The sequence below is a fragment of the Nonomuraea sp. NPDC049419 genome (assembly GCF_040676995.1).
Classification (GTDB): domain Bacteria; phylum Actinomycetota; class Actinomycetes; order Streptosporangiales; family Streptosporangiaceae; genus Nonomuraea; species Nonomuraea salmonea.
In genome coordinates, this window is record NZ_JBFAQB010000034.1 from 1 (window position 1) to 12934 (window position 12934).

Sequence of the window (12934 nt, forward strand, 5' to 3'; positions counted from 1 at the left end):
TGGAACCCGGCCACCGCAGCCGGACTGCCCAACATCGACTACCTCGACCTCGGCGCCACGACCGGCTGACTCCTCACCACGAGCGGTTCAGGAGGATGTCCGCGGCGCCGCGGTGTGCGGGCTCACGACGCGGGAGCCATCGAACTCCCTACCGCGGGCCCGCCCAGCACGCCGTACCGGGCAACGGCTGGAACCCGGCATCAACAACTCCGGCGCCGACTGGACGCACCCGGCAACGGACCCAACCGAACTCCAATCGCTACAGCCGTCCCCGCACCCAAGGAGTCATCCATGACCATGCAACGGCGGACATTCCTCAGCGTGAGCGCGGCCGGAGCGGCAGGCCTCGGCCTGTCCCTGCTCGGCGCGAGGCAGGGACTCGCCGCCGTCGGGCCGCTGGACACGGCGCCGACCACGCCGTTCGCGGTCGGCGTGCGCCGGTATGACTGGACCCGCGGCAGCCGCCCGTGCACCACCTACGTCTACTACCCCGCCACCGGCACCCCCGGCGGCAACCCGGTGACCAACGCCCCGGTCGCCGACGGTGTCTTCCCCGTCTACAACTTCACCCACGGCTTTCAAAGCAGCCCGCAGAACTCCCTGTTCATCATCCGGGCCCTGGCCGCGGCGGGCTTCATCGTCCCCGCCCCGCACTTCAACCACACCTTCGACGACGTCAGAAACGGCAACACCTCCAAGGACGTCTCGCAGATCCTCACCCAGACCCTCGCCCTCAACACGAGCGGACCGCTGGCCGGGCACATCGACACCGGCATCGGCGTCGGAGTCTCGGGCCACTCCCTGGGCGGCATGATCACCCATGGCCTGCTGACCTCCTGGCCCGACGGCCGGATCATCTCCGCCAACCCGCAGTCCTGCGAGGACATGGGCAACCCCGCTCGACACGCCGAGCGTCCCACCCGTGTGATCACCCGTCAACGGCTCGACCCGCGCGGCGGCGCGGTCGCCGATCCCTATGACGACGCCTGACCTGGCCGGATGATGAATCGACTCTCCACCCAAGAGTGACAGCCCTGACATCGATGGTGCTCGGAAAGAGGCACGCATGACGGTGAGCAGATGGGCGGCCGCCACGGCCGCGCTCGTTCTGGCCTGCTTTGACCTAGTGACCATGGCCGCTCCGGCGCTCGCCGCGACGCTGCCGACCGGCGCCCGGTCCTTGGAGACGGTCAACTACCCCGGCCGGTACGTCCGGCACGCCGACGCGCTCGGCCGCGTCGACCCGGTCACCTCGGCCGCCACGACCCAAACCAAGCTCGACGCGACCTTCACCATCGTGAACGGCCTGGCCATGCCCTCCTGCTACTCCTTCCAGACCAAGGACGGCCGATTTCTGCGGCACCGCGACTGGCGGCTGCGTGTGGACGCCAACACCGGCGACGCGACGTTCCGGGCTGACGCCACGTTCTGCGCCGTCGACGGTTCCGTCGCCGGATCGACGTCGCTGACCTCCTACAACTATCCGAACCGGCGGATCAGGCACCGCGACTTCGGGCTCTGGCTGGACCCGTACCAGGACACCGCGACCTTCCTCGCGGACAGCTCGTTCCGGATCGCCGCGCCCTGGGCGCCCAAGACCAACCGGAACCCGGTGATCCCCGGCCTGTTCGCCGACCCGCACGTCACCGCGATCAACGGCCGCTACTACCTGTACGCGACGACCGACGGCTACGCGGGCTGGCGCGGCACTTACTACAAGGCATTCTCCTCCGCCGACCTGGTGACCTGGACCGACCACGGCGTTGCCCTGGATCACGGCCCCGACGTGTCCTGGGCAGACGAATCGGCCTGGGCCCCGGCTGTCGCGGCGGCCAATGGCCGCTACTACCTGTACTTCAGCGGCGGCGCCGCCACCGGGAACACCGCCAAGCAGCTGGGCGTCGCGGTCTCCGACTCGCCGACGGGCCCGTTCCGGGACGCGCTCGGACGGCCGCTCATCGCCGCCGGCCAGTACTCCGGCCAGGCGATCGATCCGATGGTCTTCACCGACGACGACGGCCGCTCATACCTCTACTGGGGGCAGGGCGTCGCCCGCGTCGTGCCGCTGAACAGCGACATGACCTCCTTCGACCCAGCGCACGTACGGACGATCACCCCATCGGGCTACAACGAAGCGCCGTTCGTGTTCAAACGCGGCGGGATCTACTACCTCATGTGGTCGGAGAACGACACCCGCAGCGAGGACTATCGCGTGGCGTATGCGACCGGGTCGAGCCCGCTGGGACCGTGGACCAAGCGCGGCGTGGTGCTGCAGAAGCGGCTGGAGGCCGGAATCAAGGGCACCGGGCACCATTCGGTCGTCCGCATGCCCGGCACCGACACGTGGTACATCGCCTATCACCGGTTCGCCGTGCCGGCGGGGAACGGGACCAACAGGGAGGTGGCCGTCGACCGGATGGAGTTCGCCGCAGACGGAATGATCCGTCCGATCGTGCCGCCCCTCTGAGCCTGGGGATGGCGATTCATCATGCGGCCAGATGGAGCCGCATAGCGAGGTTAGACCCAGGAATTCAGATCTAGTGATGGGACATTTCATGGTACTGATCACGGCGTCTGATGGTCTCTTATCAGGACCGCCGCGGAGCACCCGGTGGTCGCGCCGGTTACTGATCGCCCTTGTGGTGACCGCGCTCGCCGCAGTGGCAGGCCTCGTCGTCTCCGCGCCGCCGGCCGATGCCGCCACCAGCCAATTCCGAGGCATGAACTGGGCCGTGCTGGGTGACAACTTCAGCACCGGCACGCTCGTCGTGCAGGGCCTGAGCCAGTCCGACAGCAACGCGACAGTACGGGCCAAGGCCAACGCCCTCTACGACGACATGGCCGCCACCATGGGCGTCAACACCGTCCGGCTGCCTATCAACACTCACACCGTGGCCAACACGACCTGGTGGAACGCCTACCGCGGCGCCATTGACGCCGCCACCGCCCGTGGATTCAAGGTCATCCTCGCCTACTGGGAGGACGGCGCCGCCTCCGGCGGCAGGATCACGAACCTCGCCGCATGGAACACGATGTGGTCCAGCGTGACCAACACGTACGGCTCGAACAGCAACGTCTACTTCGAGCCGATGAACGAGCCGCACGGCTACACATCGGCGGAATGGCGCAACGTCGCAGCGAACTGGCTCAGCCATCACACCTCGGCAGTGCCCGGCCGGGTGCTCATCGGCGGCACCGGCTACAGCCAGGACCTGCGCGACATCTGCAACGACAGCCGCTTCAACTCGACGCTGCTGTCCTTCCACCACTACGCCTTCTTCTACAGCGCGATGACCTACGACGCCTTCCGCAGCCACATCCAGACCCGCCTGGGCAACTGCGCCTCCCGCGCGGTCGCGACCGAGTTCGGCGCGCCGATGTCCACCGGCCTCGACTACGGCGACGCGGGCAGCACCGACAACTTCGTGCGCCACATCCGCGCCATGGCCCAGGTCATGCGCGACAACCAGATGGGCGGCACCTACTGGCCCGCCCTCGGCGGCAAGCCGGGCGACATCGGCTACGACTGGTACTCGATGTACGCCCTGAGCGGCAGCGGCACCGATCTCAACTTGACCGTCCGCAACACCTCCGGCGCCGACCGGATCCGGTATGCCTGGGGCGACACCATCGGCGGCGGCGACTCCACCTACAGGATCAACGTGCGCCACAGCGGCAAGGCCATGGACGTCCAACAACCGAACACCGACAACGGCGCGCGCGTCGGCCAGTACACGTACGGCGGCAACGCGTGGCAGCAGTGGCAGTTCCAGGACGCCGGCAGCGGCTACTGGCGCCTCATCAGCCGCCACAGCGGAAAGTGCCTCGACGTGGTGAGCGCCTCGACCTCCGACGGTGCCGAGCTCATCCAGTACACCTGCGGCACCGGCACCAACCAGCAGTTCCAGATGGTCGCCGCCGGCGGCTACTTCCAGCTCCGGGCACGACACAGCAGCAAATGCGTGGACGTACCGTCCGCATCGACCGCGGACGGCGTGATCCTCAAGCAGTATCCGTGCAACACCGGCACCAACCAGCAGTGGTCGCGTACGGCCGTCTGACGGTCGTCTCGGCGTGACCGCGGATCCGCGGTACGGCCCTCACGCCCTCCGGCGCCGAGCGCGTACTGTGCGCTCGGTGCCGTGAGCCGGACGGATCGGGAAACCAGCCAGGTTCATTCCCGCAGGCGGCGCCGCGTGTGACGAAGGCCGGCTTCCAGGCGAGGTTGTGGGTGTCGTCGATGGCCGAGTTCATGCCGCGGACGCCGAAGATCGGCACCAGGTGCGCGGCGTCGCCAGGGGGCCTCGTTGTCAGGATGGCCGCCGTCGGCCGCGGCCGCCGCCGCGGTTCTGCCACCTACAGCCAGCCCGCGTCGCGGCAGATGCGGATCGCGTCGATGCGGTTGCGCCCGCCGACCTTGCCGATGGCGTTGGACAGGTAGTTGCGCACGGTGGTCTGCGATAGCGAGAGCTGGGTGGCGATCTGGGCGACGCGGATACCGCTCGCCGCCGCGCGCAGTACCTCCGTCTCACGAGCGGTCAGCGGGCTGCTGCCCGTCTCGAGCGCGGCGGCGACCAGCTCGGGGTCGATCACCCGCTCCCCTGCCGCTATGCGCCTGATGCCGTCGGTGAGGGTCTTCGCCGGGGCGTCCTTCACGATGAAGCCCTTCACGTGCACCTTCAGCGCGCGCAGCAGGTTGCCCGGCTGGCTGAGCCCGGTGAGGACGAGCGTGCGGCAGCCGGGAAGCCGCGCGGACAGTTGCTCCGCTGCCGACAGCCCGTCCAGCCCCGGCATGTCGATGTCCAGCACCGCGACATCCGGCCGCACGCGCAGGGCGGTGGCCAGGACCTCGTCGCCGCGTTCGACCTCGGCGACGACCTCCATGTCGTCCTCCAGCGACAGCAGGGCGACCAGCGCTGAGCGGATCATGTGCATGTCCTCGGCGATCAGTACGCGGATCATGCGACCTCCTCGGGGACTTCGACCGACAGCAGGAACCGACCGTCGTGCGCGGTGGTGAGCCAGGTGCCGGAGGCGGCGCGGGCCCGCTCGGCCAGCCCGGAGAGCCCGGTGCCCGGCGAGGGCGTCGAGGGCGGCTGGGCGCCGTCGTTGACGATGTCCAGCCGTACCGCGCCCTGGCCGCGGGTCAAGGTGATCGTGCAGGTGCGGGCGTCGCTGTGCCGTAGCAGGTTGGTGGTGCCCTCGCGGATCGCCCAGGCCAGCGCGTTCTGGGCGGGACCGGACAGTGGTGGCAGGTCGGCCACATCCACGCGGATGTCGACGCCGGCGGCGCCGAGCAGGGCGGCGGCGCCATCGATCTCGGTGCGCAGCGACACCGAGTGCTCGTCGCGCGTGATCGCGCGTATGTCCCTGAGCGCGTCCCTGGCGACCTCGGTCAGGCTTTCGATCTCGGCGCGGGTGGCGGCGGTGTCCTTCGCGAGCAGGCGCAGGGCCAGGTCGCCCTTGAGGGAGATGGCCGACAGGCTCTGGCCGAGCAGGTCGTGCAGGTCGCGGGAGACGCGGATGCGTTCCTCGCCGACGGCGGTGGCGGCCAGCTCGGTGCGGGCGGCCTCCAGCTCGGCCAGCAACCGGACCAGGAAGGCGCCGCCGATCAGCGTGCTGGCGTACAGGATGAGGCCGAACAGGGCGTACGCGCCCAGGAAGAGGGCCCGAGGGGTGGTGTAGGCACTGTCACCCAGCATGGAGGTCACCTCCTTCACCGGGTTGAGCAGGAGCTGCAACGTGGCTGCGACCAGCATCAGCCGGCCGTGCAGCAGCATCACGATGGAGGCAAGGGAGAAGGCGGTGACGGCCTGCCAGTTCGAACCGACCCACCACAGCGGGACGTTTGCCAGCACGACGAGCGCGGCCAGGGTCCAGGGCCAGCCCGCGGGGCGTTCGCCCCTGGCGGCGGCCAGGCTGTGCCGCAGGCTCAGGAAGAGCACCAAGGCCACGGCGACGGTGGCCGCGACGGGGTTCCCCGCCGGGCCGTCCATGCCGAGGGTCGTGTAGACGGGCACCTGTACGGCGAGCAGCACCTGCAGGGCGATCAGCGGCCAGAGGGGATGCCGCGACACCCACCGCGGCGCGATCGGCGGGATCATGGGCGTCCTTCGGTCTGCACGTCGATGGTTTCCGCGACGCCGTCGGCGCGCACCTCAAGGCGTACGCCGTCCGTCGAGACCGCGGCCGTGATCGTGCAGGCGCTCACTCCTTCGGAGCCGAGCAGGCGGGTGACCGTCGCGCGCCGCGCCGCCCGGGGCTCCGGCGCGATCGTGTCGGGGATGCCCGTGCGGGGCAGCCGCAGCCGGGTCTCGATCCCGGCCGCGGACAGCAGCGTGGCGGCCGTGTCGAGCTCGGCCCGCAGGGACGGCCTGCGGTACCCGCGCACCCGCTGCCTGGCCTCAGCGAGCGTGCGCCGCGAATCGTCGGCCAGCCCGGACAGCTCCGCCACCAGCTCGGCCCGCCTGCCGGGCGGGGTCTGCAGCAGGTCGGCAGCGCGGGCACCGCGCGCCGCGAGGGACTCCAGAGCGGTGCCGAGCGTCCTGCGCAGGTCGTCGTCGATGCGGCACCGTTCCTGCGCGACCGCCTGCTGGGCGAGCACCTGCCTGGCCGACTGCAGGCGGACGAGCGCGGCCGACAGCCAGACCAGCAGCAGTACGGCGCCGCCACCGGACAGCACCGACAGGGTGAGCCACGGCGCGGCGTTCCACGGCAGGCCGAGCAGCAGGGACGCGGGCGCGGCCGCGATCGCCAGCGACAGATAGACCACGAATGACCACGGGCCGGGAAGGACCAGGACCGCCGACGCGGCCAGGCCCGCGTAGGCGCGCGGCCACGTGTTCCCCGCGAGCGGGGTGGCGGCGAGGATGGCAGCGGCCATCGCCGCGAACGTCCACCCGCCTGCCGGCAGGCGTACGCTGCGGGCCGCGTACCAGACGTGACGCAGGTGCAGGGGCAGGTACACCACGGTCACCGCGAGGCTCCACAACCCGGTGCGGACGTCGTTGTCCGGGTAGCTGAAGGCCAGCGCCACCTGCAGCAGGGGCAGCAGGCCCGCGCACGCGACCGCGCCGACCGGCGCGAGCCGGACGGCGCGGTCGGATCGCCACATGGCCACCAGCCGGATCCCCCGTCCACGTTCCCTGGCCGACCAGGGCTACGCCGGCGATGGGGCCGGGTGTCCAGCCGGTCCGCTGGGTGGGGCGGAGCAAGGTCTTCAGTGACTTTCGAGCGGCTGGCCTTCCATGAGTCGGGCGAGACGGTCCCATGCCGGGGATGAGGCTCCGGGTTGGGATTGCGCGGCCAATCGGGCGATGGCCGGGTTGGCGACGGGGCGGGTCTCGGATCGACTGTGGTGGTCGGTGAACCAGTTCCGGGTACGGTCCGCGAGGGCGGGGAGGCGGGGGTCGTCCGGCGGCCAGTCGTAGGCGGCGTCGTGTTCGAGGTAGAGGGCGCGGAACTCGGGATCGGCCATGAGTTCGCGCTTTTCGGCGATCCATAGGGAGGCGTCCTCGGGTGAGGCGGTTCGCATGAGGATCCAGCCGTCGCGTTCCAGGGTGATCTGGCGTTCGCTGACGCCGAGCCGTCGCAGGTCGTCGAGATGGTCGGCGACCTCCGGAGCGACGAAAAGCCGGTCGCCGCCGCGCAGCTGGGCGAGGTGATCGCGGGTTCGCCCCAGCTGCGCGATGCGGTCCTGGAGCTTGTGGTCGATCTCGGCGATGGCTGCCGTGAGCGTGTCCGGGTCGGCGTCAAGAAGGTCTTTGATGCGGGTCAGTGGCACGCCCGCATGGGCCAGGGTCCTGATCTTGACGAGGTCGATGGCATCTTTGGCGGTGTAGCGCCGGTAGCCGGAGGAGTCGCGGCCGGGCTCGGCGAGCAGGCCGCGCTCGTGATAGTGGCGGATGGCTTTGGTGGTCACTCCGGCGTAGTCCGCGAGCTGCCCGATCGTGAGCATGCTGGACATCCTTCCACTGGGCGGTCACTTCGTTCGCAACGGTCAGGCTCGTCGGGCCAGGCGGCCGCCGCCGTTGCGGAAGCGTGCCTGGCCGTCGCGGATGCCGTGGTAGGAGACGAGCAGCAGCCGCAGGTATCCGTCGAAGCTCTCCAGCGGGTATCCGGCGGGCGCGAAGAGGCCGGGCCGGATCGGCACGTAGCGCTGAGGCGGGGCGGAGGTCGCGCCACCGGCGAACTCGGTGAAGATCCGCTCCTGCGATTCGTCCGCCGGTTCGTAGGTCGTCCGCTCCTCGAGCTGGCCGTCGACGATGCTGACGTCGATGCGGAGCTGGTCGGAGCGGTAGGTGCCGGCGTAGGGAGTAAGGTCGACGTCCTGCCCGACCGCGGTGACCAGCGCGGGGATCTGGACGCCGAGGTGCTCGCTCAGCAGCCATTGCAGGATCTGGTCCTGCAGCATGATCGCCCCTGGGGTGTTGCCGTAGGCGGTGAAGACCAGGTCGTGTTCGGGCACGACGCACAGGATGGACACGCCGCCGGGCGACGCGCCGGACATGGCCAGGACGGTGGTGTCGCCGAACGGGTAGCGCACCCAGCCCAGGCCCATGGGCGGGACGTTCGGGGTCCGCATGTCGTACGACACCTGCTGCATCAGCGCGGTCGACGCTGCCGACAGGACGCGCGTGCCAGAGGGAGACACCCCGCCCGCCAGGTGAGTACGCCCGAAGGCGAGCAGGTCGGCGATGGTGCCGATCGGTGTGCTACCGGCCGGCCCCCAGGTGTCGGGCAGCATGAACATGCCGGTGGGCTTGGCCGCCATGGTCTCGGGGTCCAGGAAGTGGCCGATGGCCGTGCTGCGCAGGATGGCCTGCTCGGCTGAGGTGCTGGAGTCATGCATGCCGGCGGGTGCGTAGATCTCGGCTGCGAGCAGGTCGTGGAACGGCGTGCCGGTCACCACTTCCAGCAGGCGGCCCGCGACGATCATGCCGCCGTTGGAGTAGCTGAGCTGCTCGCCGGCTTCGAACAGGCTGCCGCAGCTGCTCGCGAGCCCCTTGACGTAGCTCTTCAGCGCGTCGCGCCCCTTGTCGTGGGGGAAGAACAGGTCCGCGTCGATGCCGCTGGTGTGCGAGATCAGGTGCCGGACCAGGATCTTGTCCGCCGCACCTGGGACGGACAGAGCGAACTCGGGAAGGTACGTCACCACCGGCGTGTCGAGGTCCAGCAGCCCACGGTCGACCTGCCGCAGGACCAGGGTGGTGGTCAACACCTTGGTGACAGAGCCGAACAGGAACCCGGTGTCTTCGCGCATCGGCGCGCCGGTGGCGACGTTCGCGGTGCCGTGGGCGACGACGATCTGCTCGCCGGCGTGATAGACGCCGGCGACGAACCCGGGCACGTTGTCGGACTTGCAGAAGGCGGCGGCCTGCTCGCGGATCTGGGCCTCGACGGTGTGCAGTGCGTTGTTGTTCATGCAGAGCATCCTCGAACCTTGCCCCTGGGGCAAGGTCAAACCCGGAACAGAAGAAAGTCGGGGAGCTCGTGCGGCCTGGGGCGTCCGTCTTGCATGGATGGCGAGGACGAGGAGACCAGAGCCGGACAGAGGAACTCCTGCACCGGCTGGTGTCGCTGTCGCGCAACCGGTCCGGCGTAGCCGCGCTTCTTGGTCTCCCGGAACACCTGCTGCACGGGCATAACTCTCACAGACGATCGTTGGTGAGAGAGCCCGTTCCCCGAGCCTGTTCTCCGGGCCCGTTCTCCGGGCCCGTTCTCCGAGCCGCGGCGGCCCGGGGAACGGGCTCTTCGCCAACGGCTCCGGTGGGTCTCAGCCTAGATCCGGTCGGGGGATGTCGATACCGCCGGCGCGGAGCCGCGCTTCGACGAGCGAGGCCAGGCGGGCCGCGGCGGAGTCGCGTTCTTCGCCGTGGTGGGCGATCAACCGGTAGCGGGTCGCGGTCTCGGTATGGGCTTGCAGACCGGTCACGATCCTGAGGTGGTCGGGGTGGGCGAGGTAGTGCTCGGCCATGTCGGTGGCCAGCTCCACAACGCGGGGATCATCCGGTGCCCAGCCGATGACTTCGGCGCTGCGCTTGGTCAGCTCCACGAAGCGGGGGTTGCGCAGCGCGTGTTCGATGTCGGCGAGGTAGTCCTCGAAGCCTTCGGGGACCAGGGCCTTGGCCAGGACGAAGGATTCCCGGGCGGTGCGTACGTCCTCCGGGGTGAAGCCGAGGGTCGGCATCGCCTCCAGCATCGCCACGGCGCGGTCGGGCAGCAAGGTCCGGTCGCCGCTGGTGAGCCGGTTGAGCATGTCCCTCTGCGCGGCCAGCGCGGCGATCCGGGCGGTGAGGTGCTGCTCGACGTCGGCGAGCGCCGCGGCGAACGGCGCGGCGTCGCAGTCCAGCAGCGGACCGATGTCGGCCAGCGGCACCCCGGCGCCGGCCAGCGTTTTGACCTGCACCAGTCTCAACAGCTCGGCCGAGCCATAGCGTCGGTACCCCGAACTGTCGCGCGCGGGCTCCTCCACCAGCCCGAGCTTGTGGTAATGCCGCACCGTTTTGATCGTGATGCCGGCGAACGCGGCCGCCTGGCCGATGGTCACCCCTGCGGCCATGGGTTCAGCGATCCTTTCGCGCCTGCGCGGCGGCGGCGGTCTCTCGCACCGCGGCGGCGATCGCTCGGAAGTCCTTGCGCAGGATCTGGGTGTGGTTGCTCTTGACCTTGGTGCTGACCCGCAGGTTGGGGTTGCGGTGGAGCACCGGATCGAGAGAGGCGCGCATCTGCTCCATCTCCTCCGCGCCGCCGCCGAGGTTGGCTCCGGAGGCCAGGATATAGCGCACCGGGCAGGACAGCCGGTCCAGGACGGGTTCGAGGGCGGCGCATACCTCGTTGATCTCGATGTTGACCTGGGCGTGCTGAGCGGCACTCATCGAGGCGGCCAGGCCGAAGGGGCGCGCGAGCGGCAGGCCCAGACGCATGTTGCGAAACGCCCGCCGGATCCGCTCCCGGTTCTCCTCTCCGGTCAGCCCCCAGGGGACCGCGCCGTCGACCGAGACCACGCCGGCGATCCGGTCGGGGTTGTGATCGGCCCAGTGCACCGCCAGCGCCGCACCATAGGACCAGCCGACCAGTAGCGGCCGCTCCACCCCGGTCGCCTCGATGACCACGTCGACGTCGCGCAGACAGCCCTCGAAGGAGTAGTCGGCCGATCGCTTCGACTTGCCGCGGGCGCGCTCGTCGTAGGTGAGGTGTCGCCACTGGGGGCCGAGTTCGGCGATCACCCGTCGCCAGGAGCGCTGGCTGGCATAGGAGCCGTTGAGATACACGACGGCCTGGCCGGGGCCGCGGGTATCGGTGACCGCCAGGGCCGTGTCGTCGACGGCCACCATGCCGGTCCATGAGGAAGCGTGTGAATGCGTCATGCGGGTCAGCATCCGCCTTGACCTCGGGTCAAGGTCAAGGCGGACCCGCGAGGCCACCGGATCGAGTTCCGGCGGCCTCGACGAAGGCATTGACCTGCATCGCCGCATCGGCATCGGGTGAGCGCCGCTGCAGGCGATGACAGACTTCTTCGTTGACTTCGAGGAATGCCACGAGGACTACGACTGGCAGGCCGCCATGCTCGCGGGCATCGACCAGACCACAGGAGCAAGGCTGACCCAGCGAGTGGCTGGAACAACCACACTCGTACATAACGGTTCGCATGCCGACGGAGCACGCATCGCGGCCGGCCTCGCGGGATGGGCCTGCCGAAAATGGTGGCGCGCGTGCTCATCGGCCTGTGGCTGAGCGAGGACGGCAGGCTCACCGCGGCCGAGCTGTCGCGCGGGCTGAACGTCACGCAACTATACAAACGATCGGTCGTTAAGATAGTTTGGGCGCATGGCACAAGACGGCCGGCGGCTGCGCGGGTTGCGCAGCCGCGAGGCGATCCTGGAACAGGCGGTGGGCCTGGCCTCAGTCGAGGGGTTGGACGGCCTCTCGCTGGGGCGGCTGGCGACGGCAACCGGCACCAGCAAGTCCGGATTTTTTGCTCATTGGCGCGGCAAGGAGCAACTACAGCTCGATGCCGTGGACTGGGCCGCCCGCCAATGGGCTGAACGGGTGGTGGCGCCCGCCATGCGGGCTCCGGCCGGGGTGCGGCGGTTGTTCGCGTTGCACGAGGCGCGGCTGACGTTCTACGGCGAGGGCGTGCTTCCCGGCGGGTGCTTCTTCTTCACCGTCCAGGCCGAGTTCGACGACCGCCCCGGCGCGGTGCGCGATCGGGTCGCGCGCGCCATGCGCGAGTGGCAGGAGTTCATCCGGCGGCTGGTGGCGGAGGCCATCGCAGCGGGCGAGCTGGCGGAAAGCGTGGATGTGGCGCAACTCGCGTACGAGATCGACGCCCTCGGAGAGATGGTGATCATCCACTCCCGCCTGCACGACGGGGCCGCCTCCCTCGTTCACGCTCGCCGCGCCGTGCTGCAACGCCTGCGAGCGCTCTGCCCCGACCCGACGCTTCTCCCGGAGGATTGATCATGACTGACGACGGCGTGTACGAACCGGTCCAGGTGCATTTCGACGATATCGATGCGATGGGCCTGTTGCACAACTCCCGGTACGCCCTGCTGGTCGAGCGGGCGATCAGCACGTACTGGCAGCGCCTGGGCTGGGCGCCGGATCCGGCCAGGTCGGCGTTCAAGGACGTTTTCCTGGCCGTACGCGAGTTCAAGGTGACCTACCACGTGCCCATCGCAGGGGCGGGCGAGCCGCTGGTGCACTTCTGGATGGAGCGCATGGGCCGCACCAGCGGCGTCTACGGCTTCCGCGTGCTGTCGGCCGATCGCGCGGTGGCGCACGCCGAGGGCTATCGCGTCAACGTCAATCTGGACCCGGCCACCTTGCGGCCCGCGCCGTTCAGCGACGAGCTGCGGGCCGCCGCCGCACCCCTGGTCCGCCGAACGGCGGCGGCATGCTGAGGTCCCGCTGGATCGCCGGCCCGGCGGAC

At 69.7% G+C, this 12934-nt stretch carries 14 protein-coding genes; 5 read left to right on the top strand and 9 right to left on the bottom strand.

Going from position 1 to position 12934, the window contains the following annotated elements:
* The first annotated feature begins 291 nt into the window (after positions 1 to 291).
* The 3 genes from AB0K12_RS46520 to AB0K12_RS46530 all read left to right on the top strand — a co-directional run bounded on the left by AB0K12_RS46520 (position 292) and on the right by AB0K12_RS46530 (position 4061).
* Entirely contained in the window at positions 292 to 990 is a 699-nt protein-coding gene (locus AB0K12_RS46520; protein WP_364575437.1) for a hypothetical protein, read from the top strand.
* A 76-nt stretch (positions 991 to 1066) separates the two neighbouring features.
* Positions 1067 to 2467, top strand: a complete 1401-nt coding sequence (locus AB0K12_RS46525) for a family 43 glycosylhydrolase (RefSeq protein WP_364575439.1) — start codon at positions 1067 to 1069, stop codon at positions 2465 to 2467.
* Positions 2468 to 2720: 253 nt separating this feature from the next.
* Positions 2721 to 4061, top strand: coding sequence for an RICIN domain-containing protein (locus tag AB0K12_RS46530; protein ID WP_364575441.1), 1341 nt, complete (start codon positions 2721 to 2723; stop codon positions 4059 to 4061).
* Here AB0K12_RS46530 and AB0K12_RS46535 read toward each other — a convergent pair.
* From AB0K12_RS46535 to AB0K12_RS46575, 9 genes are all read right to left on the bottom strand, one after another.
* Positions 4003 to 4356, bottom strand: a complete 354-nt coding sequence (locus tag AB0K12_RS46535) for an FAD-dependent monooxygenase (RefSeq protein WP_364575443.1) — start codon at positions 4354 to 4356, stop codon at positions 4003 to 4005. The genes AB0K12_RS46530 and AB0K12_RS46535 overlap by 59 nt on opposite strands.
* Positions 4357 to 4962, bottom strand: coding sequence for a response regulator transcription factor (locus AB0K12_RS46540; RefSeq protein WP_364575445.1), 606 nt, complete (start codon positions 4960 to 4962; stop codon positions 4357 to 4359).
* Complete coding sequence (locus AB0K12_RS46545) at positions 4959 to 6104, bottom strand: histidine kinase (protein ID WP_364575447.1); 1146 nt, start codon at positions 6102 to 6104, stop codon at positions 4959 to 4961. The genes AB0K12_RS46540 and AB0K12_RS46545 overlap by 4 nt, the downstream gene beginning before the upstream one ends.
* Complete coding sequence (locus AB0K12_RS46550; RefSeq protein ID WP_364575449.1) at positions 6101 to 7120, bottom strand: hypothetical protein; 1020 nt, start codon at positions 7118 to 7120, stop codon at positions 6101 to 6103. Before AB0K12_RS46550 ends, AB0K12_RS46545 begins: the two co-directional genes overlap by 4 nt.
* 99 nt (positions 7121 to 7219) lie before the next feature.
* Positions 7220 to 7957 carry a MerR family transcriptional regulator gene (locus AB0K12_RS46555; RefSeq protein WP_364575451.1) on the bottom strand — a complete coding sequence of 246 codons (738 nt, stop codon included), beginning with the start codon at positions 7955 to 7957 and terminating at the stop codon, positions 7220 to 7222.
* 42 nt (positions 7958 to 7999) lie between these two features.
* Positions 8000 to 9424: a serine hydrolase domain-containing protein gene (locus tag AB0K12_RS46560; protein ID WP_364575453.1), complete on the bottom strand. Its 1425-nt coding sequence runs from the start codon at positions 9422 to 9424 to the stop codon at positions 8000 to 8002.
* Between the two features lie 351 nt (positions 9425 to 9775).
* Entirely contained in the window at positions 9776 to 10561 is a 786-nt protein-coding gene (locus AB0K12_RS46565; RefSeq protein WP_364575455.1) for a MerR family transcriptional regulator, read from the bottom strand.
* Positions 10562 to 10565: 4 nt separating this feature from the next.
* The gene (locus AB0K12_RS46570; RefSeq protein ID WP_364575457.1) at positions 10566 to 11381 is read right to left on the bottom strand and encodes an alpha/beta fold hydrolase; all 816 of its coding nucleotides are present in this window, start codon (positions 11379 to 11381) and stop codon (positions 10566 to 10568) included.
* A 22-nt stretch (positions 11382 to 11403) separates the two neighbouring features.
* Entirely contained in the window at positions 11404 to 11541 is a 138-nt protein-coding gene (locus AB0K12_RS46575) for a hypothetical protein (RefSeq protein WP_364575459.1), read from the bottom strand.
* Between the two features lie 288 nt (positions 11542 to 11829).
* Here AB0K12_RS46575 and AB0K12_RS46580 point away from each other — a divergent pair, with 288 nt between their 5' ends.
* Together AB0K12_RS46580 and AB0K12_RS46585 are read left to right on the top strand one after the other, a co-directional pair.
* Positions 11830 to 12462 carry a helix-turn-helix domain-containing protein gene (locus tag AB0K12_RS46580; protein ID WP_364575461.1) on the top strand — a complete coding sequence of 211 codons (633 nt, stop codon included), beginning with the start codon at positions 11830 to 11832 and terminating at the stop codon, positions 12460 to 12462.
* A 2-nt stretch (positions 12463 to 12464) separates the two neighbouring features.
* Entirely contained in the window at positions 12465 to 12905 is a 441-nt protein-coding gene (locus tag AB0K12_RS46585) for a thioesterase family protein (protein ID WP_364575463.1), read from the top strand.
* Positions 12906 to 12934 lie beyond the last annotated feature (29 nt).

Excerpts from the sequence above, each read along its gene's own strand:
- AB0K12_RS46520 (WP_364575437.1), top strand. The coding sequence starts at position 292 with ATGACCATGCAACGGCGGACATTCCTCAGCGTGAGCGCGGCCGGAGCG.
- AB0K12_RS46525 (WP_364575439.1), top strand. The coding sequence starts at position 1,067 with ATGACGGTGAGCAGATGGGCGGCCGCCACGGCCGCGCTCGTTCTGGCC.
- AB0K12_RS46530 (WP_364575441.1), top strand. The coding sequence starts at position 2,721 with ATGAACTGGGCCGTGCTGGGTGACAACTTCAGCACCGGCACGCTCGTC.
- AB0K12_RS46540 (WP_364575445.1), bottom strand. The coding sequence starts at position 4,962 with ATGATCCGCGTACTGATCGCCGAGGACATGCACATGATCCGCTCAGCG.
- AB0K12_RS46545 (WP_364575447.1), bottom strand. The coding sequence starts at position 6,104 with ATGATCCCGCCGATCGCGCCGCGGTGGGTGTCGCGGCATCCCCTCTGG.
- AB0K12_RS46555 (WP_364575451.1), bottom strand. The coding sequence starts at position 7,957 with ATGCTCACGATCGGGCAGCTCGCGGACTACGCCGGAGTGACCACCAAA.
- AB0K12_RS46560 (WP_364575453.1), bottom strand. The coding sequence starts at position 9,424 with ATGAACAACAACGCACTGCACACCGTCGAGGCCCAGATCCGCGAGCAG.
- AB0K12_RS46565 (WP_364575455.1), bottom strand. The coding sequence starts at position 10,561 with ATGGCCGCAGGGGTGACCATCGGCCAGGCGGCCGCGTTCGCCGGCATC.
- AB0K12_RS46570 (WP_364575457.1), bottom strand. The coding sequence starts at position 11,381 with ATGCTGACCCGCATGACGCATTCACACGCTTCCTCATGGACCGGCATG.
- AB0K12_RS46580 (WP_364575461.1), top strand. The coding sequence starts at position 11,830 with ATGGCACAAGACGGCCGGCGGCTGCGCGGGTTGCGCAGCCGCGAGGCG.
- AB0K12_RS46585 (WP_364575463.1), top strand. The coding sequence starts at position 12,465 with ATGACTGACGACGGCGTGTACGAACCGGTCCAGGTGCATTTCGACGAT.